23 protein-coding genes are annotated in these 21513 nt (G+C 44.4%); 19 read left to right on the top strand and 4 right to left on the bottom strand.

What is annotated here, in order from left to right; translation table 11 throughout:
* Positions 1-26: 26 nt before the first annotated feature.
* From aroK to rplI, 9 genes are all read left to right on the top strand, one after another.
* Positions 27-545, top strand: coding sequence for a shikimate kinase AroK (gene aroK, locus R8269_RS19365; protein WP_005381319.1), 519 nt, complete (start codon positions 27-29; stop codon positions 543-545).
* A gap of 32 nt (positions 546-577) precedes the next feature.
* Positions 578-1678 carry a 3-dehydroquinate synthase gene (gene aroB / locus R8269_RS19360; protein ID WP_005381318.1) on the top strand — a complete coding sequence of 367 codons (1101 nt, stop codon included), beginning with the start codon at positions 578-580 and terminating at the stop codon, positions 1676-1678.
* 52 nt (positions 1679-1730) lie between these two features.
* Positions 1731-3242, top strand: coding sequence for an SPOR domain-containing protein (locus R8269_RS19355; protein ID WP_053307552.1), 1512 nt, complete (start codon positions 1731-1733; stop codon positions 3240-3242).
* Positions 3243-3311: 69 nt separating this feature from the next.
* Entirely contained in the window at positions 3312-4151 is an 840-nt protein-coding gene (locus R8269_RS19350; protein WP_005381301.1) for a Dam family site-specific DNA-(adenine-N6)-methyltransferase, read from the top strand.
* Positions 4152-4243: 92 nt separating this feature from the next.
* Complete coding sequence (gene rpe, locus R8269_RS19345) at positions 4244-4915, top strand: ribulose-phosphate 3-epimerase (RefSeq protein WP_005381300.1); 672 nt, start codon at positions 4244-4246, stop codon at positions 4913-4915.
* A 244-nt stretch (positions 4916-5159) separates the two neighbouring features.
* Positions 5160-5549, top strand: coding sequence for a 30S ribosomal protein S6 (gene rpsF, locus R8269_RS19340; RefSeq protein ID WP_005381299.1), 390 nt, complete (start codon positions 5160-5162; stop codon positions 5547-5549).
* Between the two features lie 8 nt (positions 5550-5557).
* Entirely contained in the window at positions 5558-5860 is a 303-nt protein-coding gene (gene priB / locus R8269_RS19335) for a primosomal replication protein N (RefSeq protein ID WP_005381298.1), read from the top strand.
* 16 nt (positions 5861-5876) lie between these two features.
* Positions 5877-6104, top strand: a complete 228-nt coding sequence (gene rpsR / locus R8269_RS19330; protein WP_000090472.1) for a 30S ribosomal protein S18 — start codon at positions 5877-5879, stop codon at positions 6102-6104.
* Positions 6105-6137: 33 nt separating this feature from the next.
* Positions 6138-6590: a 50S ribosomal protein L9 gene (gene rplI / locus R8269_RS19325; RefSeq protein WP_005381278.1), complete on the top strand. Its 453-nt coding sequence runs from the start codon at positions 6138-6140 to the stop codon at positions 6588-6590.
* A 77-nt stretch (positions 6591-6667) separates the two neighbouring features.
* Here the strand turns inward: rplI and R8269_RS19320 are convergent, their stop codons facing one another.
* On the bottom strand, positions 6668-7432 hold the full coding sequence (locus R8269_RS19320; protein WP_005381276.1) for a DUF481 domain-containing protein: 765 nt from the start codon (positions 7430-7432) through the stop codon (positions 6668-6670).
* Between the two features lie 221 nt (positions 7433-7653).
* Here R8269_RS19320 and R8269_RS19315 point away from each other — a divergent pair, with 221 nt between their 5' ends.
* Both R8269_RS19315 and alr read left to right on the top strand, forming a co-directional pair.
* Entirely contained in the window at positions 7654-9054 is a 1401-nt protein-coding gene (locus R8269_RS19315; protein WP_005382759.1) for a replicative DNA helicase, read from the top strand.
* Between the two features lie 13 nt (positions 9055-9067).
* On the top strand, positions 9068-10144 hold the full coding sequence (gene alr / locus R8269_RS19310) for an alanine racemase (RefSeq protein WP_005381272.1): 1077 nt from the start codon (positions 9068-9070) through the stop codon (positions 10142-10144).
* Between the two features lie 38 nt (positions 10145-10182).
* Here alr and R8269_RS19305 read toward each other — a convergent pair whose 3' ends face one another.
* Complete coding sequence (locus R8269_RS19305) at positions 10183-10602, bottom strand: secondary thiamine-phosphate synthase enzyme YjbQ (RefSeq protein ID WP_005381271.1); 420 nt, start codon at positions 10600-10602, stop codon at positions 10183-10185.
* Positions 10603-10907: 305 nt separating this feature from the next.
* On the opposite strand from R8269_RS19305, the gene pgi reads away from it, so the two are divergent.
* On the top strand, positions 10908-12560 hold the full coding sequence (gene pgi, locus R8269_RS19300; protein WP_005381270.1) for a glucose-6-phosphate isomerase: 1653 nt from the start codon (positions 10908-10910) through the stop codon (positions 12558-12560).
* Between the two features lie 99 nt (positions 12561-12659).
* On the opposite strand, the gene R8269_RS19295 is transcribed toward pgi, so the two are convergent.
* Both R8269_RS19295 and zur read right to left on the bottom strand, forming a co-directional pair.
* The gene (locus R8269_RS19295; protein ID WP_005381269.1) at positions 12660-13121 is read right to left on the bottom strand and encodes a chemotaxis protein CheX; all 462 of its coding nucleotides are present in this window, start codon (positions 13119-13121) and stop codon (positions 12660-12662) included.
* Positions 13122-13130: 9 nt separating this feature from the next.
* Positions 13131-13595: a zinc uptake transcriptional repressor Zur gene (gene zur, locus R8269_RS19290; protein ID WP_005381268.1), complete on the bottom strand. Its 465-nt coding sequence runs from the start codon at positions 13593-13595 to the stop codon at positions 13131-13133.
* Positions 13596-13916: 321 nt separating this feature from the next.
* On the opposite strand from zur, the gene dusA reads away from it, so the two are divergent.
* From dusA to R8269_RS19255, 7 genes are all read left to right on the top strand, one after another.
* Positions 13917-14897 carry a tRNA dihydrouridine(20/20a) synthase DusA gene (dusA, locus tag R8269_RS19285; protein WP_017821727.1) on the top strand — a complete coding sequence of 327 codons (981 nt, stop codon included), beginning with the start codon at positions 13917-13919 and terminating at the stop codon, positions 14895-14897.
* A gap of 164 nt (positions 14898-15061) precedes the next feature.
* The gene (gene pspG / locus R8269_RS19280) at positions 15062-15277 is read left to right on the top strand and encodes an envelope stress response protein PspG (RefSeq protein WP_005381266.1); all 216 of its coding nucleotides are present in this window, start codon (positions 15062-15064) and stop codon (positions 15275-15277) included.
* A 98-nt stretch (positions 15278-15375) separates the two neighbouring features.
* On the top strand, positions 15376-16035 hold the full coding sequence (locus tag R8269_RS19275; RefSeq protein WP_053307553.1) for a TIGR04219 family outer membrane beta-barrel protein: 660 nt from the start codon (positions 15376-15378) through the stop codon (positions 16033-16035).
* Positions 16036-16192: 157 nt separating this feature from the next.
* Entirely contained in the window at positions 16193-16423 is a 231-nt protein-coding gene (locus R8269_RS19270) for a hypothetical protein (RefSeq protein ID WP_005381264.1), read from the top strand.
* A gap of 117 nt (positions 16424-16540) precedes the next feature.
* Positions 16541-18412: an assimilatory sulfite reductase (NADPH) flavoprotein subunit gene (locus tag R8269_RS19265; protein WP_005381262.1), complete on the top strand. Its 1872-nt coding sequence runs from the start codon at positions 16541-16543 to the stop codon at positions 18410-18412.
* Complete coding sequence (gene cysI, locus R8269_RS19260; protein ID WP_047104170.1) at positions 18412-20148, top strand: assimilatory sulfite reductase (NADPH) hemoprotein subunit; 1737 nt, start codon at positions 18412-18414, stop codon at positions 20146-20148. The genes R8269_RS19265 and cysI overlap by 1 nt, the downstream gene beginning before the upstream one ends.
* Positions 20141-20920: a phosphoadenylyl-sulfate reductase gene (locus R8269_RS19255; RefSeq protein ID WP_005382748.1), complete on the top strand. Its 780-nt coding sequence runs from the start codon at positions 20141-20143 to the stop codon at positions 20918-20920. The genes cysI and R8269_RS19255 overlap by 8 nt, the downstream gene beginning before the upstream one ends.
* Positions 20921-21513 lie beyond the last annotated feature (593 nt).

Below are 21513 nucleotides of genomic sequence, written 5' to 3'. Positions count from 1 at the left end.
ATCAATGTTGTAAATTACTGCTAAACATGGCTGAGAAACGTAATATTTTCCTTGTTGGCCCAATGGGCGCCGGCAAAAGTACAATTGGTAGACATCTAGCACAGCAACTGCATATGGAGTTTGTTGACTCCGATACAGTGATCGAAGAACGCACTGGTGCAGACATCTCTTGGGTTTTTGATGTAGAAGGTGAAGAAGGCTTCCGCAAGCGTGAAGAAGCGGTACTTGAAGACCTAACACAAGAGCAAGGCATCGTGCTTGCGACTGGCGGTGGCTCTGTTAAGAGCAAAGAAAACCGCAATCGTCTTTCGGCACGTGGTGTTGTTGTTTACTTAGAAACGACGATTGAAAAGCAACTTGCGCGTACAAACCGCGACAAGAAGCGTCCTTTACTTCAAACGGATAACCCTCGCGAAGTATTGGAGCAATTAGCTGAAGAACGTAATCCTTTATATGAAGAAGTAGCGGATTACACTGTTCGCACTGACGATCAAAGTGCAAAAGTGGTAGCCAACCAGATCGTAAAAATGCTAGAAGAGAGATAAGTCTTTATCTTTTTTTTAATTGGAGCAAACCGATGGAACGGATTACGGTCAACCTAGCTGAGCGTAGCTACCCAATCTCTATTGGCGCCGGGTTATTTGAGGACCCGGCGTACCTCTCTCAAGTTCTCTCAAACAAAAATGCAAAACAAAAAGTTGTTGTGATCAGTAATGTCACAGTGGCGCCTTTGTATGCAGACAAAATTTTAAAGCAACTCGAGCAGCTCGGTTGTAGTGCATCCTTGTTAGAATTGCCTGACGGTGAACAGTACAAAAACTTGGATGTATTTAATCAAGTAATGAACTTCTTACTGGAAGGGAGTTATGCTCGTGATGTTGTGATCATCGCGTTAGGTGGTGGTGTTATTGGCGACCTTGTGGGTTTTGCGTCTGCCTGTTACCAGCGTGGGGTCGACTTTATTCAAATACCGACCACATTACTATCCCAGGTGGACTCTTCGGTTGGTGGAAAAACCGCGGTTAACCATCCGTTGGGTAAGAACATGATAGGTGCGTTTTACCAACCTAAAGCAGTGATCATTGATACCAACTGCCTGTCGACGTTGCCTGAACGTGAGTTCGCTGCGGGTATCGCCGAAGTCATTAAGTACGGCATTATTTACGATGCAGATTTTTTTGTATGGTTAGAAGACAATCTTGAGCGCTTGTATGCGTTGGATGAAGAAGCACTAACTTATGCGATCGCACGTTGCTGTGAAATAAAAGCGGAAGTGGTGGCTCAGGATGAGAAAGAGTCGGGCATCCGTGCTTTGCTTAACTTAGGTCACACCTTTGGTCATGCGATTGAAGCGGAACTTGGCTATGGCAATTGGCTGCATGGTGAAGCGGTATCTTCCGGCACTGTTATGGCGGCCAAAACGTCGCATCTACGTGGTCTGATCTCGGAAGAGCAATTTGAGCGTATTGTTGCGATTTTGCGTCGTGCAAAACTGCCTGTGCATACTCCAGACAGTATGAATTTCGATGACTTCATCAAGCACATGATGCGAGATAAGAAAGTCCTCTCTGGTCAATTACGATTGGTTTTGCCTACAGGCATTGGCACTGCCGAGGTAATTGCTGATACGACACAAGACGTACTCAAACAGGCAATAGACTTCGGTCGCGATATTTAACCTTGTAATGGCGCCTTTGGGCGTCATTCTTGTAGTGTATTAAGGTTATTAGATGAGTGTTGCTCACGTACTGGAATTAGATTCTCAAATCGAGTTGCTTGATAGATTAGGTCTACTGACTAACTTTGGTTCCAATCTCATTGCGATTAATGGTCATGATGGGTACGGGAAATCTTGGTTAGCGCAGCGATACCTTGAAGTGGGTGCCAGTAACAAGAATCAATGTTTGTTACTTTGTCATTCTAATCAAGACGATGTGCAGCATCGCGTCCTTATTTTGAATCAACTGGTTTCAGACGCATTGTTTAATCAGCAAGAGCCTTTACTTGATAGCCTTGAAAGGCTTTTAGGTGATGAGCCGTGTGACATTGCAATTGTTGTAGATGATGCGCATTTATTGAGTGAGACACTTATCTCTGAGCTTTGGATGCTGGTCTTAGAGGCGCACCATAAGCCAAATTGGACCATCAATGTCTTACTGTTTACACAGTCTGGACGTTTAGACGGTTTGCTAGCACGTCTCAGTTATGGACAAGAGATAAAGCCTGTTGAGCTTGATATTGATATGTTGTCCGAAGTGGAAGCTCGTCGTTTCTTTGAGTCACTTGTTGCGCGCTACGTCGATGATGAGTCTGAGAAACGGGTTCGAGATGCATTTAAAAAAGTCGACCCAGTACCGGGTGACATCATGGCGTTAGGAGAGATGAAAGTGGAAAAAAGGATCATTATCCGCTCGATTGTCGGTTCACCCCTGAATATTGCGTTGGTGGTATTAGTCTTACTGTTGCTTGCTGCTGGTGGCTATTGGTGGATGCTTAGTCAACCAAGTCCTGATGATAAAGCGCAGCAAATTGCTGGCAGTTTAGAGCAAACGGCTATTCCAACTTTTGAAGAGTCAGGAATCAGTGCAGCGCAGTCTTCACTGCAACCTGTAACCGATGGCTCTAGCAGTCCTGATAAGTCTGGTGCGGTTGATGATTCTGATTCATTACCGCCAGCAGTGACAGAAGAAGTAGCGAGCGTAGGCAGTGATGACAATCAACAAAGAGTGGTGATTGAGTCGAATGTGGTCGATGCATTGCTTGAAGGTAAAGCTGATTCAGCAGACACAAAAGCGATTGATGATGTCGTAGGTACTGAGAAGACAGAAACCGCCGATGAAACTAGCTCCCCTTTGATTAAAGTCGTAAAACCGAATCAAGATATGACGCAAGCACCTGCTCAGTCAGAAGAGGGTGACGCAAACCAACCTGTTGTGAAGTTTTCATTTGCTCGTGAAGAACTAAAAGCGCTATCGCCAAGAGCTTACACTTTACAACTCGCAGCTATGACCTCAATGGAAGATGTACAATCCTTTCTCAATGAGCATCAACTGAATAATCAAGTGCGAATTTATCCTACCGTTCGTAATGACACCGAGTGGTATATCATCACATATCAAGATTATCCGACAATTCAAATGGCTCGTGATGCCGTCGCAAGCTTGCCAGATTCGGTTAAGTCGGTGAGTCCTTGGGCAAAATCACTCCGTCAGGTTCACCGTGAAATTGAACGAGTGAAATAAACCTGAGCTTCCCTGAAAAATATGTTACATTCCGCAGCCTTAATTTTTGGTCGATAGATAGAGCAGTAGATGAAAAAGCAACGAGCCTTTCTTAAATGGGCAGGAGGAAAATACGGACTGGTTGAAGACATCCAACGTCATTTGCCGCCGGCTCGAAAGCTAGTTGAACCTTTTGTTGGTGCGGGCTCAGTGTTTCTGAATACCGATTATGACCATTATCTACTTGCAGATATCAATCCAGATTTGATCAATCTGTACAACCTGCTGAAAGAACGCCCTGAAGAGTATATCTCTGAAGCGAAGCGTTGGTTTGTCGCTGAGAACAACCGCAAAGAAGCCTACCTACACATTCGCGCTGAATTTAATAAAACCGATGACGTGATGTACCGCTCTTTAGCGTTTTTGTATATGAACCGCTTTGGTTTTAATGGCCTATGCCGTTACAACAAAAAAGGTGGCTTCAATGTACCGTTTGGCTCTTACAAAAAGCCGTATTTCCCTGAGGCGGAACTGGAGTTTTTTGCAGAAAAAGCCAAAAAAGCTACGTTCGTTTGTGAAGGTTATCCTGAAACATTTCGTCGTGCGCGCAAAGGGAGCGTCGTGTATTGCGATCCACCTTATGCGCCGCTTTCAAATACGGCAAATTTCACCTCATACGCAGGTAATGGTTTCACGTTGGACGACCAAGCTGCATTAGCCGACATTGCTGAAAGAACAGCGACTGAACGTGGCATTCCTGTGTTGATTTCTAACCACGACACTACCTTGACACGTCGGTTGTATCACGGTGCGGATCTTAATGTGGTTAAAGTAAAGCGTACCATTAGCCGTAATGGTAACGGTCGTAATAAAGTTGATGAGCTACTTGCGCTTTTTCATGCCCCAGACATGGATAAATCAAACTCTTAATTCTCACACTATTATATCTAAATAGTGGATCTCCCCACTGGCTTCGGTAGAATTGCGCGCAGATTGTTTGCTCATTACTACTGAGGTCAGGTATGAAAGATTTTCTTATTGCTCCATCCATTTTATCGGCAGATTTTGCTCGTCTCGGTGAAGATGTAGAAAAAGTACTCGCAGCGGGTGCGGATGTGGTGCATTTCGACGTTATGGATAACCACTATGTACCAAACCTGACTTTTGGTGCGCCTGTGTGTAAAGCACTACGCGATTATGGCATCACGGCGCCAATCGATGTTCACCTAATGGTGAAACCCGTTGACCGTATTATTCCTGATTTCGCAAAAGCGGGTGCGTCGATGATTACGTTCCATGTAGAAGCTTCTGATCATGTAGACCGTACACTGCAGTTAATTAAAGAGCACGGCTGTCAGGCTGGTGTGGTACTAAACCCAGCAACGCCACTTGCAAGTCTTGAGTTTATTATGGATAAAGTCGACATGATTCTACTGATGTCGGTAAACCCTGGTTTTGGTGGTCAATCATTCATTCCTCATACACTAGATAAACTGCGTGCCGTTCGTAAGATGATTGACGAGTCTGGTCGTGATATCCGCTTAGAAATCGATGGCGGTGTAAAGGTTGACAACATTCGTGAAATTGCAGAAGCGGGCGCAGACATGTTTGTCGCAGGCTCGGCGATTTTCGGTGAGCCAGATTACAAACAAGTGATCGATCAAATGCGCGCTGAACTGGCTGAAGTTAAATAAGCACCGATAAGCCAGCGCAATAACACACTGATTTTAAAGGCTGCCATGTTGTTGGCAGCCTTTGTGTTTTCTAGTATTAGAAGAAATTAAATATCCGCTGCGATGAGCAAATAATCACTTGCCTATTTTACGCCCTTTCTGTACTATTCGTGCTCCTTAAACTCAGTCAATTATCTTTAGTTCCTTGCTTCCTCTGGACGACTGAGCCATTTGTGGAAGCTGAATAATCCGTAAGGAGCAACCAATGCGTCATTACGAAATCGTATTCATGGTGCACCCAGATCAAAGCGAGCAAGTTGCTGGCATGATCGAGCGTTACACTGGTTCAATCACTGAAGCTGGCGGTAAAATCCACCGTCTAGAAGACTGGGGCCGTCGTCAACTGGCTTACCCAATCAACAAGCTTCACAAAGCTCACTACGTTCTTATGAACGTTGAAGCTGACCAAGCTGTAATTGATGAGCTAGAAACTGCTTTCCGTTTCAACGATGCAGTTCTACGTAACATGATCATGCGTACTAAAGCAGCGATCACTGAGCAATCTATCATGCTTAAGCAAAAAGAAGAGCGTGCTCCACGTCGTGAAGAGCGTTCTGAAGCTAAGCCTGAAGCTAAGTCAGAAGCTGCTGAGTAAGTTTTCTTATGGCCAATCGAATGGAGCTGAGCGGCACCATTGCCAAACCGCCCATTCGTAGTAAAAGCCCTGGTGGCATTGAACACTGTCGGTTTTGGCTGGAGCATCGCTCTACTATTATCGAAGCTGACTTACCTCGACAAGTTTATTGTCGTATGCCGGTAGTCGTCAGCGGGCTTGGGTCACAAGCACTAACTCAGAATTTAGTTCAAGGCAGTAACATTAAGGTAAGTGGTTTTGTCACTTATCAAACCGGCCGAAATGGCGTGGGAAAATTAGTGTTACACGCCGACAACATTACTCAAATTTAAGATCAGGAGATAGCCCATGGCTCGTTTCTTCCGTCGTCGTAAATTCTGCCGTTTCACTGCAGAAGGCGTACAAGAGATTGATTACAAAGACGTAGCAACTCTTAAAAACTACATCACTGAAGCTGGTAAAATCGTACCTAGCCGTATCACTGGTACAAGCGCTAAGTACCAGCGTCAACTAGCACGTGCTATCAAGCGTTCACGCTACCTAGCTCTACTACCGTACACTGACAAGCATCAGTAATCGGTTCATTTTATTAAGAAAGAGGATTAAGCAATGCAAGTTATTCTACTTGATAAAATTGGTAACCTAGGTGGTCTTGGCGATACTGCAAACGTTAAATCTGGCTACGCTCGTAACTTCCTTATCCCACAAGGTAAAGCAGTTATGGCAACTAAAGCTAACGTTGAAATGTTTGAAGCTCGTCGTGCTGAACTAGAAGCTAAAGTTGCTGAGCAACTAGCTGCTGCAGAAGCTCGCGCAGAGAAAGTTAACGCTCTAGAAGCTGTAGTTATCGCTTCTAAAGCTGGTGACGAAGGCAAACTATTCGGTTCTATCGGTACTCGTGACATCGCTGACGCTATCACAGCTGCAGGCGTTGAAGTTGCTAAGAGCGAAGTTCGCCTTCCTGAAGGTGCTCTACGTACAACTGGTGAGTTCGAGATCAGCGTTCAACTTCACTCTGAAGTTTTCGCAACTGTGAACCTACAAGTTGTTGCTGCTGAGTAATTCAGTATCAAGACGAAATACTAAAAAGCACCTCCTTGGAGGTGCTTTTTTTATTTCTAAAACTGAGAGAAAAAGGGTTAAAAAGCGAAAAGTAAATTAACGGAAAATACGCTGTCTGCTTTGCTTAAGCCTTCAGGCACTTTATCGTGATACTGACGAGAGTGCGCCAGTTTCAGTGCAATATCTTCAGTAATATCATTGGTTACACTGAGTTCACTATCAGTACGTGTGTTACTTCTACCTGTTACCAACGTAATATCAGCTGCGAAACTTAAATTATCCAACGCATGCCAAGTTGTGTTGATATTTCCTCGAAAAATGCCTTCTCTAACGATATCGGGAAAGACAATATCGTCATCATCTATTTCGTCTAAGTTTGGCTCTTGATAGCGAAAACCAGGGCCTACCTCTACCTCTAAAATGAAGTTCTCAGTGTAGGAGAACTGGTAACCCAAACCACCTGACAACGTATAGTCTTTAAAATAAGCACTGTAGCGAGAATCCACCCCTTTAAAGCTGCCATACAAATATGTCTTAGGGCCTAACTTGTAGTCACTCTGTAGGGAGTAGGTGGATGAGCGTTTGTCTTCTTCACCGTCTTTGTACAAGTTGTAGTACTTCCATTCACCATTAGAACGGTGTCGACCTGACGTATATTCAGCACTCAAACGAGCATTCAGGGAACGAGAGTCCGTGTTACCTGTGTGAGCTTGATAGCCGAACTCCACCTCGGTTTTTAGTGGGTCGGGTACATCAATATTTTGCTCTGGCTGTACTGATTCGTCAGCATACGATGCACTAGCGCACAGTAGGCTAAAGCTAAGTAACCAGTATCGGGACACATCAACCTCGAACGTAATCAAAAAGGAGGGGCATGATACTGATACAGATATTTGGTTGGGTCAATGGTAGGTTAATTTTTATTAGAGCTAGGCGGAAGAACCAGGCTATTACCTGGGTGGTTCACATGATGATTTCTTAACAAGTAATTGTCGCTTCGGGGAAGCATCTCAGTTAGGTTAAGGTTATAATCGTGGGTCAATAGTAGTTATCGAGCAAAGTCATGGCGGAAAACAGAAATCGCAAACCTTCAGACAGTCAGGTCGACGCAATCAAAGTGCCACCTCACTCACTAGAAGCCGAGCAATCAGTAATTGGTGGTCTTTTACTGGATAATGAACGTTGGGACACCGTTGCCGAACGTGTTGTGAGCAGTGATTTCTATAGTCGTCCACACCGCCTGATTTTTGAAGGTGTAAAAACCATTCTTGAAGCGGGTAAACCTCTCGATCTTATTACTTTATCGGAGTATCTAGAGCGTCACGAGTTGTTAGAAGATGTAGGCGGTTTTGCTTACCTCGCTGACTTGGCGAAGAATACGCCAAGTGCAGCTAACATCAATGCGTATGCTGATATTGTCGCTGAGCGTGCGATTGTTCGTGGCCTTATTGGTGTCGCGAATGAAATTGCGGACGCGGGCTATGACCCTCAAGGTCGCAGTTCTGAAGATTTAATAGACATGGCGGAGAGTAAAGTTTTTGCTATCGCCGAGTCTCGAACTAGTGAAAACGAAGGACCACAAAACGTCGACAACATCCTCGAAAAGACGTTAGAACGTATCGAGTTGTTGTATAAAACGCCACAAGATGGTGTTACGGGGGTCGATACCGGTTTCACAGATCTCAATAAGAAAACCGCAGGTTTGCAAGGCTCTGATTTGGTGATTGTCGCAGCGCGTCCATCGATGGGTAAAACGACCTTTGCGATGAACTTGTGTGAAAATGCGGCCATGCAACAAGAAAAGCCCGTACTTATTTTCTCGTTAGAGATGCCAGCTGAACAGTTGATGATGCGTATGTTGGCCTCTTTGTCTCGTGTAGACCAAACCAAGATCCGTACGGGTCAGCTAGATGACGAAGATTGGGCGCGTATTTCTTCTACTATGGGTATCCTGATGCAGAAGAAAAATATGTACATTGATGATAGCTCTGGTCTAACTCCGACCGAAGTGCGTTCGCGCGCTCGCCGTATCGCTCGTGAACATGGCGGTCTATCGATGATCATGGTCGACTACCTTCAGTTGATGCGCGTGCCTTCGTTAACCGATAACCGTACTCTTGAGATTGCTGAGATCTCTCGCTCTCTTAAGGCGCTGGCAAAAGAGCTAAATGTGCCTGTTGTGGCACTGTCGCAGCTAAACCGTTCCCTAGAGCAACGTGCGGATAAACGACCAGTAAACTCGGACTTGCGTGAATCCGGTTCCATCGAGCAGGATGCCGACTTGATCATGTTCATCTACCGTGATGAGGTTTATCACCCAGATAGTCCGTACAAAGGTACGGCCGAAATCATTATTGGTAAACAGCGTAACGGTCCTATCGGCTCTGTTCGCCTCACTTTCCAAGGTCAACATTCGCGTTTCGACAACTACGCGGGTCCTGCATTCGATATTGATGATGAGTAATTCCATGAGCTATATGAAAGCGGCCAAGGCGTGCATTGATTTGTCTGCGTTGCAGCACAACTTACAGCGCGTAAAAGCTCAAGCGCCACAAAGTAAAGTGATGGCTGTCGTCAAGGCCAATGGTTATGGTCACGGATTACGTCATGTCGCAAAACATGCTAACCATGCGGATGCGTTTGGCGTGGCTCGCATTGAAGAAGCATTGCAACTGCGCGCTTGTGGAGTAGTAAAGCCGATTCTATTGCTAGAAGGTTTTTACTCTCCTGGTGATTTACCTGTTCTTGTGACGAACAACATCCAAACCGTGGTGCACTGTGAAGAGCAGCTTATCGCCTTGGAGCAAGCAGACCTTGAAACTCCGGTTGTCGTGTGGCTGAAGATTGACAGTGGCATGCACCGCCTTGGGGTTCGTCCTGAACAATATGACGACTTTGTAACGCGGCTGAAGGAGTGTCCAAATGTAGCGAAACCGTTGCGTTACATGAGCCACTTTGGCTGTGCAGATGAGCTGGATAGCGATATTACCCCACAACAGATTGAGCTGTTTAAATCGTTGACTTCTGGTTGCCAAGGGGAACGTTCACTGGCGGCATCTGCGGGGTTATTGGCATGGCCTCAAAGCCATTTAGATTGGGTTCGTCCGGGTATTATCATGTATGGTGTGTCGCCATTCGATGACAAAACGGCGCAAGATCTTGGGTATCAGCCTGTCATGACACTTAAATCCCACCTTATTGCGGTACGTGAAGTGAAGAAGGGCGAAAGTGTTGGCTATGGTGGTATTTGGACCAGTGAGCGAGATACAAAAGTTGGGGTCATCGCTGTAGGGTATGGCGACGGTTACCCAAGAAGTGCTCCAAACGGTACGCCGGTGTGGGTTAATGGCCGTAAAGTACCTATTGCAGGTCGAGTTTCCATGGATATGCTGACGGTCGATTTGGGACCAGACGCAACGGATAAAGTCAGCGACGAAGCGATTCTTTGGGGGAAAGAGCTCCCAGTAGAAGAAGTGGCGGGTCACATTGGTACGATTGCGTATGAACTCGTGACTAAGCTAACGCCTCGCGTCGAGATGGAATACTCCAAATAAACAACGAAAGGCTAACCCAAGGTTAGCCTTTGTTTTATCTACTCACCGTTAATCGTAGCAATAACGCGGCGGCCGCCACCAAAGTCTCGATGCTCACCCAAGTAAATACCTTGCCATGTTCCTAAAGCTAATCGACCATTTTGGATTGGTACCGTCACACTACTGCCAAGCAGTGATGCTTTAATATGTGCCGGCATGTCGTCGTCACCTTCATAGGTGTGCTGATAATAAGGAGCACGCTCTGGCACAAACTTATTGAAGTGCGCTTCCATGTCCATACGCACGGTTGGATCAGCATTCTCATTTAAGGTCAAACTGGCGGAGGTGTGCTGAATAAATAAGTGTAATAAACCTACTGAAAGTTCGTTTATTTGTGGTAATTGTTGTTCAATTTCATCAGTTATCAGGTGAAAACCGCGGCTTCTCGCTTTTAATTGCAGTGTTTTTTGTGCCCACATACGTGTTCCTTTGGAAATTTATAAATTGGCGTCTATCCTATTCCAATTAGAGCCTGTCATTAGTAAATGATATGATTCTTGTCATCGTAAATGAATGTTCAATTTCAGGGCAGGGAACGTGACCTAACTCAATGTGAGTGTAAAAGCTCTCGGTCATAATTGGCGCCTGAAAAAAAATTACAAAGACTTGTTTTGTGGCAATTTGCCCAAACATCTAATTTATATTCTATTTGCTAAATCGGGGATTCCACAGTTTTCGCTAGACTGTAAGGAATGGAACCTACTGTAACATCGGGATAAAGACCATGTTGAAAAATATCAATCCAACGCAAACACAAGCTTGGAAAGCGCTAACGGCGCATTTCGAATCTGCACAAGATATGGATCTTAAAGAGCTGTTTGCTCAAGACGCAGCGCGTTTCGACAAATACTCTGCACGTTTCGGCTCAGACATCCTAGTCGATTACTCAAAGAACCTCATCAATGAGGAAACTCTGAAGCACCTGTTTGCTCTTGCGAAAGAGACCGAGCTGAAATCTGCAATTGAAGCGATGTTCAGTGGTGAAGCGATCAACCAAACAGAAGGTCGCGCTGTTCTTCACACTGCACTACGTAACCGCGCTAATACTCCAGTTATGGTAGATGGCGAAGACGTAATGCCAGCAGTGAACGCGGTTCTAGAAAAAATGAAATCATTCACTGAGCGCGTTATCGGCGGTGAATGGAAAGGTTACACAGGCAAAGCAATTACCGATATTGTGAACATCGGTATCGGCGGTTCTGACCTTGGCCCTTACATGGTGACGGAAGCTCTAGCGCCATACAAAAATCATCTAAACCTTCACTTCGTATCTAACGTTGATGGTACACACATCGTTGAAACGTTGAAGAAAGTTAACCCAGAAACGACGTTATTCTTGATCGCGTCTAAGACGTTTACAACACAAGAAACCATGACTAACGCGCACACTGCTCGTGATTGGTTCCTAGAATCGGCGGGTGATCAGGCTCATGTGGCTAAGCACTTTGCTGCGCTTTCAACAAACGCGACAGCCGTGTCTGAATTTGGTATCGATACAGCGAACATGTTTGAATTCTGGGACTGGGTTGGTGGCCGTTACTCACTATGGTCTGCGATCGGTCTATCAATTGCACTAGCAGTAGGTTTCGACAACTTCGTTGAGCTGCTTGATGGTGCTCACGAGATGGACAAGCACTTCGTATCAACAGATCTAGAAAGCAATATTCCAGTGATTCTTGCTTTGATTGGTATTTGGTACAACAACTTCCACGGTGCGGAGTCAGAAGCTATCCTACCTTACGATCAATACATGCACCGTTTTGCAGCATATTTCCAGCAAGGCAACATGGAATCAAACGGTAAATACGTTGACCGTGACGGCAATGCTGTAACTTACCAAACTGGCCCAATCATTTGGGGTGAACCAGGTACCAACGGTCAGCACGCGTTCTACCAGCTAATTCACCAAGGTACTAAGCTTATCCCATGTGACTTCATTGCACCTGCAATTAGCCACAACCCAGCTAGCGATCATCACCAAAAACTGATGTCTAACTTCTTCGCGCAAACTGAAGCTCTAGCGTTTGGTAAAAATGAAGAAACCGTGAAAGAAGAGTTGGTGAAAGTAGGTAAGAATGCTGAAGAAGTGGCAGCGATTGCGCCATTCAAAGTGTTTGAAGGTAACCGTCCAACAAACTCTATTCTAGTGAAGCAAATCACGCCTCGTACGCTAGGTAACTTGATCGCAATGTACGAACACAAAATTTTCGTACAAGGTGTTATCTGGAATATCTTCAGCTTTGACCAGTGGGGCGTGGAGCTAGGTAAACAACTGGCTAACCAAATCCTACCTGAGCTTGCAGACGAGTCTCAAATCAGCTCGCATGACAGCTCAACAAACGGTCTAATCAACGCATTTAAAGCGTTCAAAGCTTAATGTTTGAATAGATAAAGAAAAGGTCAGCAAATGCTGACCTTTTTATTGCCTGAGGCAAAAACAAAATAGGTTGGCCAGTGCCAACCTATTTTTTCTCTTTTATTCGAAGCAAATTTCGATAAAGGCATTTCCCCATTGGGAAGAGAAAGGCATGATAATAATTGAGCCTTCACACTTGTGGCGAATCGTATGACCTCGGCCCGAAACCACAACCGGTGTTGCCATATCAAAGTCAAAACCACTTTCCGCCAGAATGCGTTTCGCACCACCAGTAACCATGTTGGTGATCTCACCCACCATATCGGTCACTTCTTCATTGAGCCCATTTGGACGTTCACCAAGCATGTTCTGCATGATTTCTAGGGCGAGTGCTTCATCAAAGGTGATCGACATTGAACCACGAGTTTGTGGGCCTACCATACCAATCAGACCAGAAACGTCACCTCGTGCGATCTCATCTTTTTTGATTCGCGGTTTTTGTGGCTTCAGCTCAAGAGAAGCCATAGTTTTTAGCACGTTCATTAAAGAAGCTAAAAACGGGTTTACAAATTCAGCGCGCATAACGTTCTTCTATACTTTTTCTTTCGTCTCGGAGGAACAGGCCTGGCATTCACCATGAGTTTCAATAACTTGGTTGGTCAGTTTGAATCCATGCTTCTCGGCGTTTTCGGCTAACAAGGATATCAGCGTCTCATCTTCGAGTTCAACGACATCACCACATTTATCGCAAATTAGTAATTGGAAAAAGTGCTGCTGAGTATTGAAAGAACAACAAGTAATAAAGCTATTTGTCGATTCCACTCGGTGGATGAAGCCTTGTTCTAGGAGAAAATCTAATGCTCGATAAACAGTGGGCGGCTTAGCCTGAGGCTCACTCTCTTTTAGTTGCTCCAATAGCTCATACGCACTTGAGGCGCGGCGATTAGAACAAATGAGTTCAAATACGCGTCGGCGTTGCGGAGTCAGTCGTACTCCACGCTCTGCGCAGATACTTTCAATTTGTTCAATGATTGTTGGGTTCAAACCTTTCACCATAACTATCGGACGTGCTCTATGATAAATCATTTCTATACGAAGTTCGTTTAGAAATGCTTCATTTTACCCACTATCAGAACGAAAATCATGAATTAAAGCAAGTCGGTGGTGGTGTGAAGGCGGAATAATCATCACAGAATGAATCAACGAATGACAGATTCGTATTACTTCTGCGTATTCCTAAGCACTTGGCTAGTCAGCCAACCAAATCATTCTCGCTGAAACTAGCACCCAGAGGTGCTTGGGTATACAATACCCGACTTATTTTTTGAGCGTACTGCTGCGCTCGACCTTGGCAACATAAAAACGGGTGTTTATATCATGACTCATTCTTGCAGGCTCTCCGTAGCACCAATGTTAGATTGGACTGATCGTCATTGTCGCTACTTCCATCGCTTAATGACCAAAGAAACCCTGCTGTACACTGAAATGGTGACGACAGGTGCGATCATTCATGGAAAAGGAGATTTCCTGGCTTATAACGAAGAAGAGCATCCGTTAGCCCTTCAACTTGGTGGTTCAAACCCAGCAGATTTGGCTACGTGTGCCAAGCTAGCGCAAGAGCGTGGCTACGATGAGATTAACCTAAATGTGGGATGTCCATCTGACCGCGTACAAAACGGTCGATTTGGTGCTTGCCTAATGGCTGAACCGCAGTTAGTTGCGGATTGTGTCGCAGCAATGAAAGACGTGGTCGATATCCCTGTAACAGTCAAGACTCGCATTGGTATTGATGATCAAGATTCTTACGAGTTCTTAACGGATTTCGTTTCTATTGTTTCAGAAAAGGGTGGCTGTGAGCAGTTCACTATCCATGCTCGTAAAGCTTGGTTAAGTGGTTTAAGCCCAAAAGAAAACCGTGAGATCCCACCATTGGATTACCCACGCGCTTACCAATTGAAGCAAGACTTCTCACACCTAACGATTGCGATTAACGGTGGCGTGAAGTCATTAGAAGAAGCAAAAGCACATCTTCAGCATCTTGACGGTGTGATGATTGGTCGTGAAGCATACCAAAGCCCATATCTACTGGCATCGGTAGACCAAGAGTTGTTTGGCTCTAACGCTCCAGTGAAGAAACGCAGCGAAATTGTTGAAGAGATGTACCCATACATTGAAGCGCAATTAGCGAAAGGTGCGTACCTTGGTCACATTACCCGTCACATGTTAGGTTTGTTCCAAAGCATGCCCGGTGCTCGTCAATGGCGTCGTCATATCAGTGAAAATGCGCACAAACCAGGTTCTGGTCTAGAAGTATTGCAAGACGCGCTAGCTAAGATTCCAAAAGAATTGAATGTGTAAAATTCGCCAGTGAATGGCTAAAATTACCAACTAAAGAATGATAAAGCCAGAGTGCAGAAATGCCTCTGGTTTTGTTTTTTTATTAAAAATCATAATCTTAAATTCTTCTCTATAAGTTGGTATGGAAACTGCTCTGTTTATTGAAAACAAATGGAGAAGTGATTATGTTGGAGCTAATCTTTATTTTAGTCTTTGCGGCGACCTTGTTGGTTACGGGTATCACAATGATGACCGTATTCGCAGCAACTGGTATTGCGTTAGTTGTGATGTTTTTACTGGGAATGGTTGGAGCGGTACTTAAACTATTACCATGGTTAATCGTGATTGCATTGGGTATTTGGTTCTTCAAGAATTACGTCGCTCAGCCCCGCTATAAATAATGAGTAACATCATTTAGTTGATGGAGAGGCGTGAGAATATGGTATATTTCCTCTCACGTCCTCTACGTGAATATCAGCTATCTCGGAGTAAATACTACATGACAAATAAAGCGAACATCGCTTTAACGGCATTATCGTTGGCAGTATCTTTTCCTGTTTTTGCAGAGTACTCTGTATCGACAAAAGTCGGCGCAGAGGTATGGGTTGCCGACACTAAAGTTAATGAAGTGAGACGAGATAGCAGTACCGCAGGCACTTTTTACGCGGCGATTGAACATGATGTTAAATATGTCCCTAATGCGCGCCTTCGTTACTCAAGTGTTGATGCGGATTACATGGGGTTCGATAAGCTCGATTTAACCTTGTATTACCACGTTCTAGAGCATGATTTATTGCACTTTGATGCGGGTCTCACGTTCAGTAATTTAAGTGACACTAAATACATTGATGCTGGCTCAAGCAGGCGTGTAGAAGAATTTGATGAGCTGATTTGGGCTTGGTATGGTTACGCAGAAATTCAAGTTCCGGATACAAACTTTGATGTGATTGGTGAGATAAACTTTGGTGACAACAAAGGTATCAAAAGCACCGATTTCATGGCAGGTGTTCAATACAATGTACCGCTCGAAAAAGCTCGACTGGCTTTTCGTGGAGGTTACCGTGTGATTGATTTAGAGTCCGATAAATTCATGTCGGATCTAGGGAAAGAGTTTATTTTTGCTAACGGCTTCTTTGTGAGTGCGGAATACGCGTTCTAAATTCAGCCATGTTAGATATTCGATTTACTTAAAACGTCGCTTTATAAGCGGCGTTTTTTTATATCACTTCATTATATCTAATCGAAATTTCTCCCTATTTGGCTGACTTAGACCATGCTTACCTAGGAGCAATGTGAAAGTTAAAGCAGGGATAGCGATGACAATAAATGAACTAAGACATCTATTCCGTGAAAATCAGCTTATCGAAGCGATTATTGAGCCTGCAATCCAAGAGGGTGGTTGGGTTGTAGAGTTCAGACATGCGCGCGGTGGTTTTGTTTTTCTAACGGACAGTCACGGCGAAGAATGTCTTTATGAAGATTTGGATACTGCGTCAAAATCGGCAATGGCAGTAGGCTTTCAACAAGTCCGCATTGAAGATCGATGAGCAAAAAGTAAGCCGTTCTTACTTCCAAAAAGTTATAAAACATTCACTTCTATTCTTTCTTGTTATTAAGGAGAGTGGGTACTCTATCGTCACGCAATGAATAGGGATGTCGTGATAATGTCTTTTCAAAAGAATGAGTATTCTCACAAGAATGTGTCTGAAGATAATAATGGGCAAGGAGGAAATCCTCCAATCGCAAGCCCTCTGAATGACCAACAAATTAGCTCACTCCAACAAACTGTCTCTGAGTTGTCTTCACAGCAACTTGCTTGGGTCAGTGGGTATTTTTGGGGATTAGCTCAAAATCAACCAAACACAGCGGTAACTCCAATTGCACAAGCAACGGCAGCCGTATCAGCGAAGCCAGCAGGTAAGTTGAGTATTATTTTTGCTTCCCAAACGGGCAATGCTAAAGGTGTTGCTGAAGCTCTGGAACAGGAAGCAAAAGCAGAAGGAATTGCAGTCGAACTTTTTGATGCAAGCGATTACAAAGGTAAAAACTTAGCCAAAGAAACGCATGTCATTATTGTGGCATCGACTAACGGCGAAGGCGAAGCGCCAGACAATGCCATTGAGCTACATGAGTTTTTGCAATCGAAGAAGGCTCCTAAGCTGCCAAACCTGCAATATGGTGTTATTGCATTGGGAGATTCTAGCTACGAGTTCTTCTGTCAGACCGGTAAAGACTTCGACACTTACCTATCAAAGCTAGGCGCGACTCCATTTATCGAGCGTCTTGATTGCGATGTGGATTATGAAGCCCCCGCAACTGAATGGCGTAAGAATGCGTTAGACAAGGTAAAAGATACACTTTCTTCTGGCTCTGAAGCGGATGTGGTTCAACTTCCTGTGGGTCAAGCTGCGACTGCGCACTCTCCTTACAATAAACAAAATCCGTACACTGCGACGTTACTGACCAGTCAAAAAATCACGGGCCGTGACTCTGGAAAAGACGTTCGTCATATAGAAATCGACTTAGAAGGCTCGGGCTTAACGTATCAGCCAGGTGATGCACTAGGTGTGTGGTTTGAAAATAGCTCGGAACTTGCAAATGCCATTCTTGGTAAGGTCGGTTTGTCTGGGGTTGAGACTGTTGACGTTGATGGTGAAAGCTTGTCAATCCACAGTGCTCTCGTGAGTAAATATGAAATCACAACATCTAACCCGCAGCTCATCACAAAGTTTGCCGAGTTATCCGGTAGCAAGAAGCTACAAAAGTTAGTTGAAGATAAAGATAAGCTTCGCGAGTACTCTGCAAATACTCAAATCGTTGATGTACTGGCAGAAAAGAAAACCAAGTTAACCGCAGATGAGTTGATTGGTTTGCTTCGTCGTCTTACTCCACGCCTTTACTCTATTGCATCAAGCCAAGAAGAGGTCGATGAAGAAGTACACCTAACGGTTGCTTTGGTTGAGTACGAACAAAACGACGAAAAACGATATGGTGGTGCGTCTAGTTTCTTAGCTCAGCGTCTCGAAGAGGGAGATGAAGTTAAAGTATTTGTTGAGCATAACAACAACTTTAAACTGCCGGAAGATGATAGTACTCCAATTATCATGGTTGGTCCTGGCACAGGGATCGCACCATTCCGTAGCTTTATTCAGGAACGTGAAAACCGCGATGCTGAAGGCAAAAACTGGTTGTTCTTTGGTGATCGCACGTTCACTCAAGACTTCTTGTACCAAGTGGAATGGCAAAAGTATCTCAAGTCAGGAGTACTAAGCCGATTGGATGTTGCCTTTAGTCGTGACCAAGTAGAAAAGGTTTACGTACAACATCGCATCTTAGAAAACGCAGCTCAAGTGTGGCAGTGGATCCAAGAAGGCGCTTATATCTATGTCTGCGGTGATGCAACGCGTATGGCAAAAGATGTGCACGACGCATTGGTTATCGTTGCTGAACAAGAAGGCAAGATGCCGCGTGACGATGCAGAACAATTTATTAATGACCTACGTAAAGCGAAACGTTATCAGAGGGATGTTTACTAATGACTTTTTCTACGGACAATAATAAGCAGGTTGTATTAGGTGAAGAGTTAGGGCCGCTATCTGATAACGAGCGCCTGAAGCGAGAAAGCAACTTATTACGTGGCACTATTGAGCAAGATTTACAGGACCCTATTACAGGTGGCTTTACTGCCGACAACTTCCAGTTAATTCGTTTCCACGGTATGTATCAACAAGACGATCGTGATATCCGTAATGAACGCACAAAGCAAAAACTGGAACCATTACATAATGTGATGCTTCGTGCTCGTATGCCTGGAGGCATCATCACGCCAACGCAATGGTTAGCGATCGACAAGTTCGCAACGGAGCACTCTTTATATGGAAGTATTCGTCTGACGACTCGCCAAACGTTCCAGTTTCATGGGGTATTAAAACCGAATATTAAGTTGATGCATCAAACGCTCAACAGTATTGGCATTGATTCGATTGCAACCGCGGGTGATGTAAACCGTAACGTGTTGTGTACCACTAACCCAGTGGAGTCAGAGTTACACCAAGAAGCTTACGAATGGGCGAAGAAGATCAGTGAGCATCTATTACCAAAGACGCGCGCTTATGCAGAGATTTGGCTAGACGGTGAAAAAGTAGAAAGCACAGAAGAAGACGAACCGATTCTAGGCAAGAACTACTTACCACGTAAGTTTAAAACCACAGTGGTTATCCCACCGCAAAATGACGTAGATGTACACGCTAACGATCTCAACTTCGTAGCGATTGCAGATAACGGCAAGCTGGTTGGTTTTAACGTCCTGGTCGGCGGCGGCTTAGCGATGACGCATGGCGATACATCAACTTATCCGCGCCGCGCTGACGACTTTGGCTTTATTCCGCTGGACAAGACACTTGATGTTGCCGCAGCTGTAGTAACAACTCAGCGCGACTGGGGTAACCGTTCAAACCGTAAGAACGCAAAAACCAAATACACATTGGATCGTGTAGGTAGCGATGTCTTTAAAGCGGAAGTCGAGAAACGTGCTGGTGTTAAGTTTGAGCAAAGCCGTCCATATGAATTCACAGAACGTGGTGACCGTATTGGCTGGGTAGAAGGAATTGATGGTAAATATCATTTAGCGCTTTTCATCGAAAATGGTCGCTTATTAGACTTTCCAGGTAAACCACTTAAGACGGGTGTTGCTGAAATTGCCAAAATCCACAAAGGCGATTTCCGCATGACAGCAAACCAAAACCTAATTGTTGCGGGTGTACCTAAAAACGAAAAAGCGAAGATTGAAAAGATCGCTCGTGAACATGGCTTAATGGACGACGGCGTAAGTGAACAGCGTAAGAACTCAATGGCTTGTGTTGCTTTTCCAACTTGTCCGCTAGCGATGGCAGAAGCTGAACGTTTCCTTCCTCAGTTTGTTACTGATGTTGAGGGGATTCTGGAGAAGCACAACCTACCAGAAAATGACAACATCATTTTGCGTGTAACTGGGTGTCCAAATGGTTGTGGTCGCGCAATGTTGGCTGAAATTGGTCTAGTTGGCAAAGCGCCGGGTCGTTACAACTTGCACCTAGGTGGTAACCGTGCCGGTACTCGAGTACCAAAAATGTATAAAGAGAACATCACGGATAAGCAAATCTTAGAAGAGATTGATCTGCTGGTGGCTCGATGGTCGAAAGAGCGTGAAGAAGGCGAAGCCTTTGGCGATTTCACTATTCGTGCTGGCATTATCCAAGAAGTGCTCGTATCAAAGAGGGACTTTCATGCTTGATTCTGTAGCATCCAAGCTGGAGCTCACAGAGTTACTGACATTAACAAAGACGGAGCAAATCCTCCGTCTTGCTCAAATTAATGTCGAGCTCGAAAAGCTTTCAGCACAAGAGAGAGTAGCGTGGGCTTTAGATAATCTAGAAGGCGAGTTCGCGGTTTCTTCTAGTTTTGGTATTCAAGCCGCGGTTATGCTTCATTTAGTTACTCGCGCCAAAGCGGACATCCCCGTCATTCTAACCGATACTGGTTACCTGTTTGCTGAGACGTACCGATTTATCGATGAGCTGACAGATGCTCTCAACCTAAATTTAAAAGTTTATCGAGCCAAGGAAAGTGCGAATTGGCAAGAAGCTCGATATGGAAAATTATGGGAGCAAGGCGTAGAGGGAATTGAAAAATACAACAAGCTCAATAAAGTTGAGCCGATGCGTCGAGCGTTAAAAGAGCTTAATGTTGGAACGTGGTTCTCTGGACTGCGTCGAGAGCAAAGTAAATCTCGTGCAGGTTTACCGATTCTATCAATTCAGAACGGTGTGTTTAAATTTCTACCAGTAATTGATTGGACTAATAAAGACGTTCATTACTACTTAGAACAACACGGCCTTAAATACCACCCATTGTGGGATGAAGGTTACCTTTCAGTTGGTGATACACATACCACTCGTAAATGGGAGCCGGGAATGTCAGAGGAAGAAACTCGATTCTTTGGCTTAAAGCGAGAATGTGGCCTACACGAAGATGATGGCTCTGAACAAGATGGGTCTGGCATATAGCCATAATACTCTTTAAATAGAGTTTAGGTTAAGTTTAATAAAGATAGCTGCAATAAAGCAGCTTTCTTTATTTATGGTACTTGAAAAATACGTCTCAAAGCACAACTCTGTGGATAAGTTGTGTGAGAGTTTGGGGTAAAGTTGAATAAATAAAGGTTTGATCGAAAACTCATCGTTTAACCATTGTTTTTGCAATTTTTGAAAAATAACACTTGCCAATGTGAGCGCGATCTCTATAATGCCTCCTCGTCGACAGGGCAAGGGCTCAGAAGGGTTTAAGCGAAGTTGATAAGGCTGAAAAGAAAAACGAAATAATTTGAAGAAAGTGTTTGACACGATAAATTATCTCGCTAGAATGGCCGCCTCTTCCGAAGTGATGTCAATCACAAAGAAGAGTTGCTCTTTAACAATATAGACCTATCAATCTGTGTGGGCACTCGTTGATGATAATCCAATTCGATACTTCGGTATCAAATTAGGTTTCAATGAAACGAAGTGACCATTGAATCGAAAGATTCAGCACAGTCAATTCAAACATTACTTATGTAATGTTCAGTATTCATTGAGCCGAACAAAATCTTAAATTGAAGAGT

The organism is Vibrio sp. Vb0667 (assembly GCF_033391095.1).
Note: the sequence above shows the minus strand (reverse complement) of the source record. Positions and strands in the feature narration are given on the sequence as shown.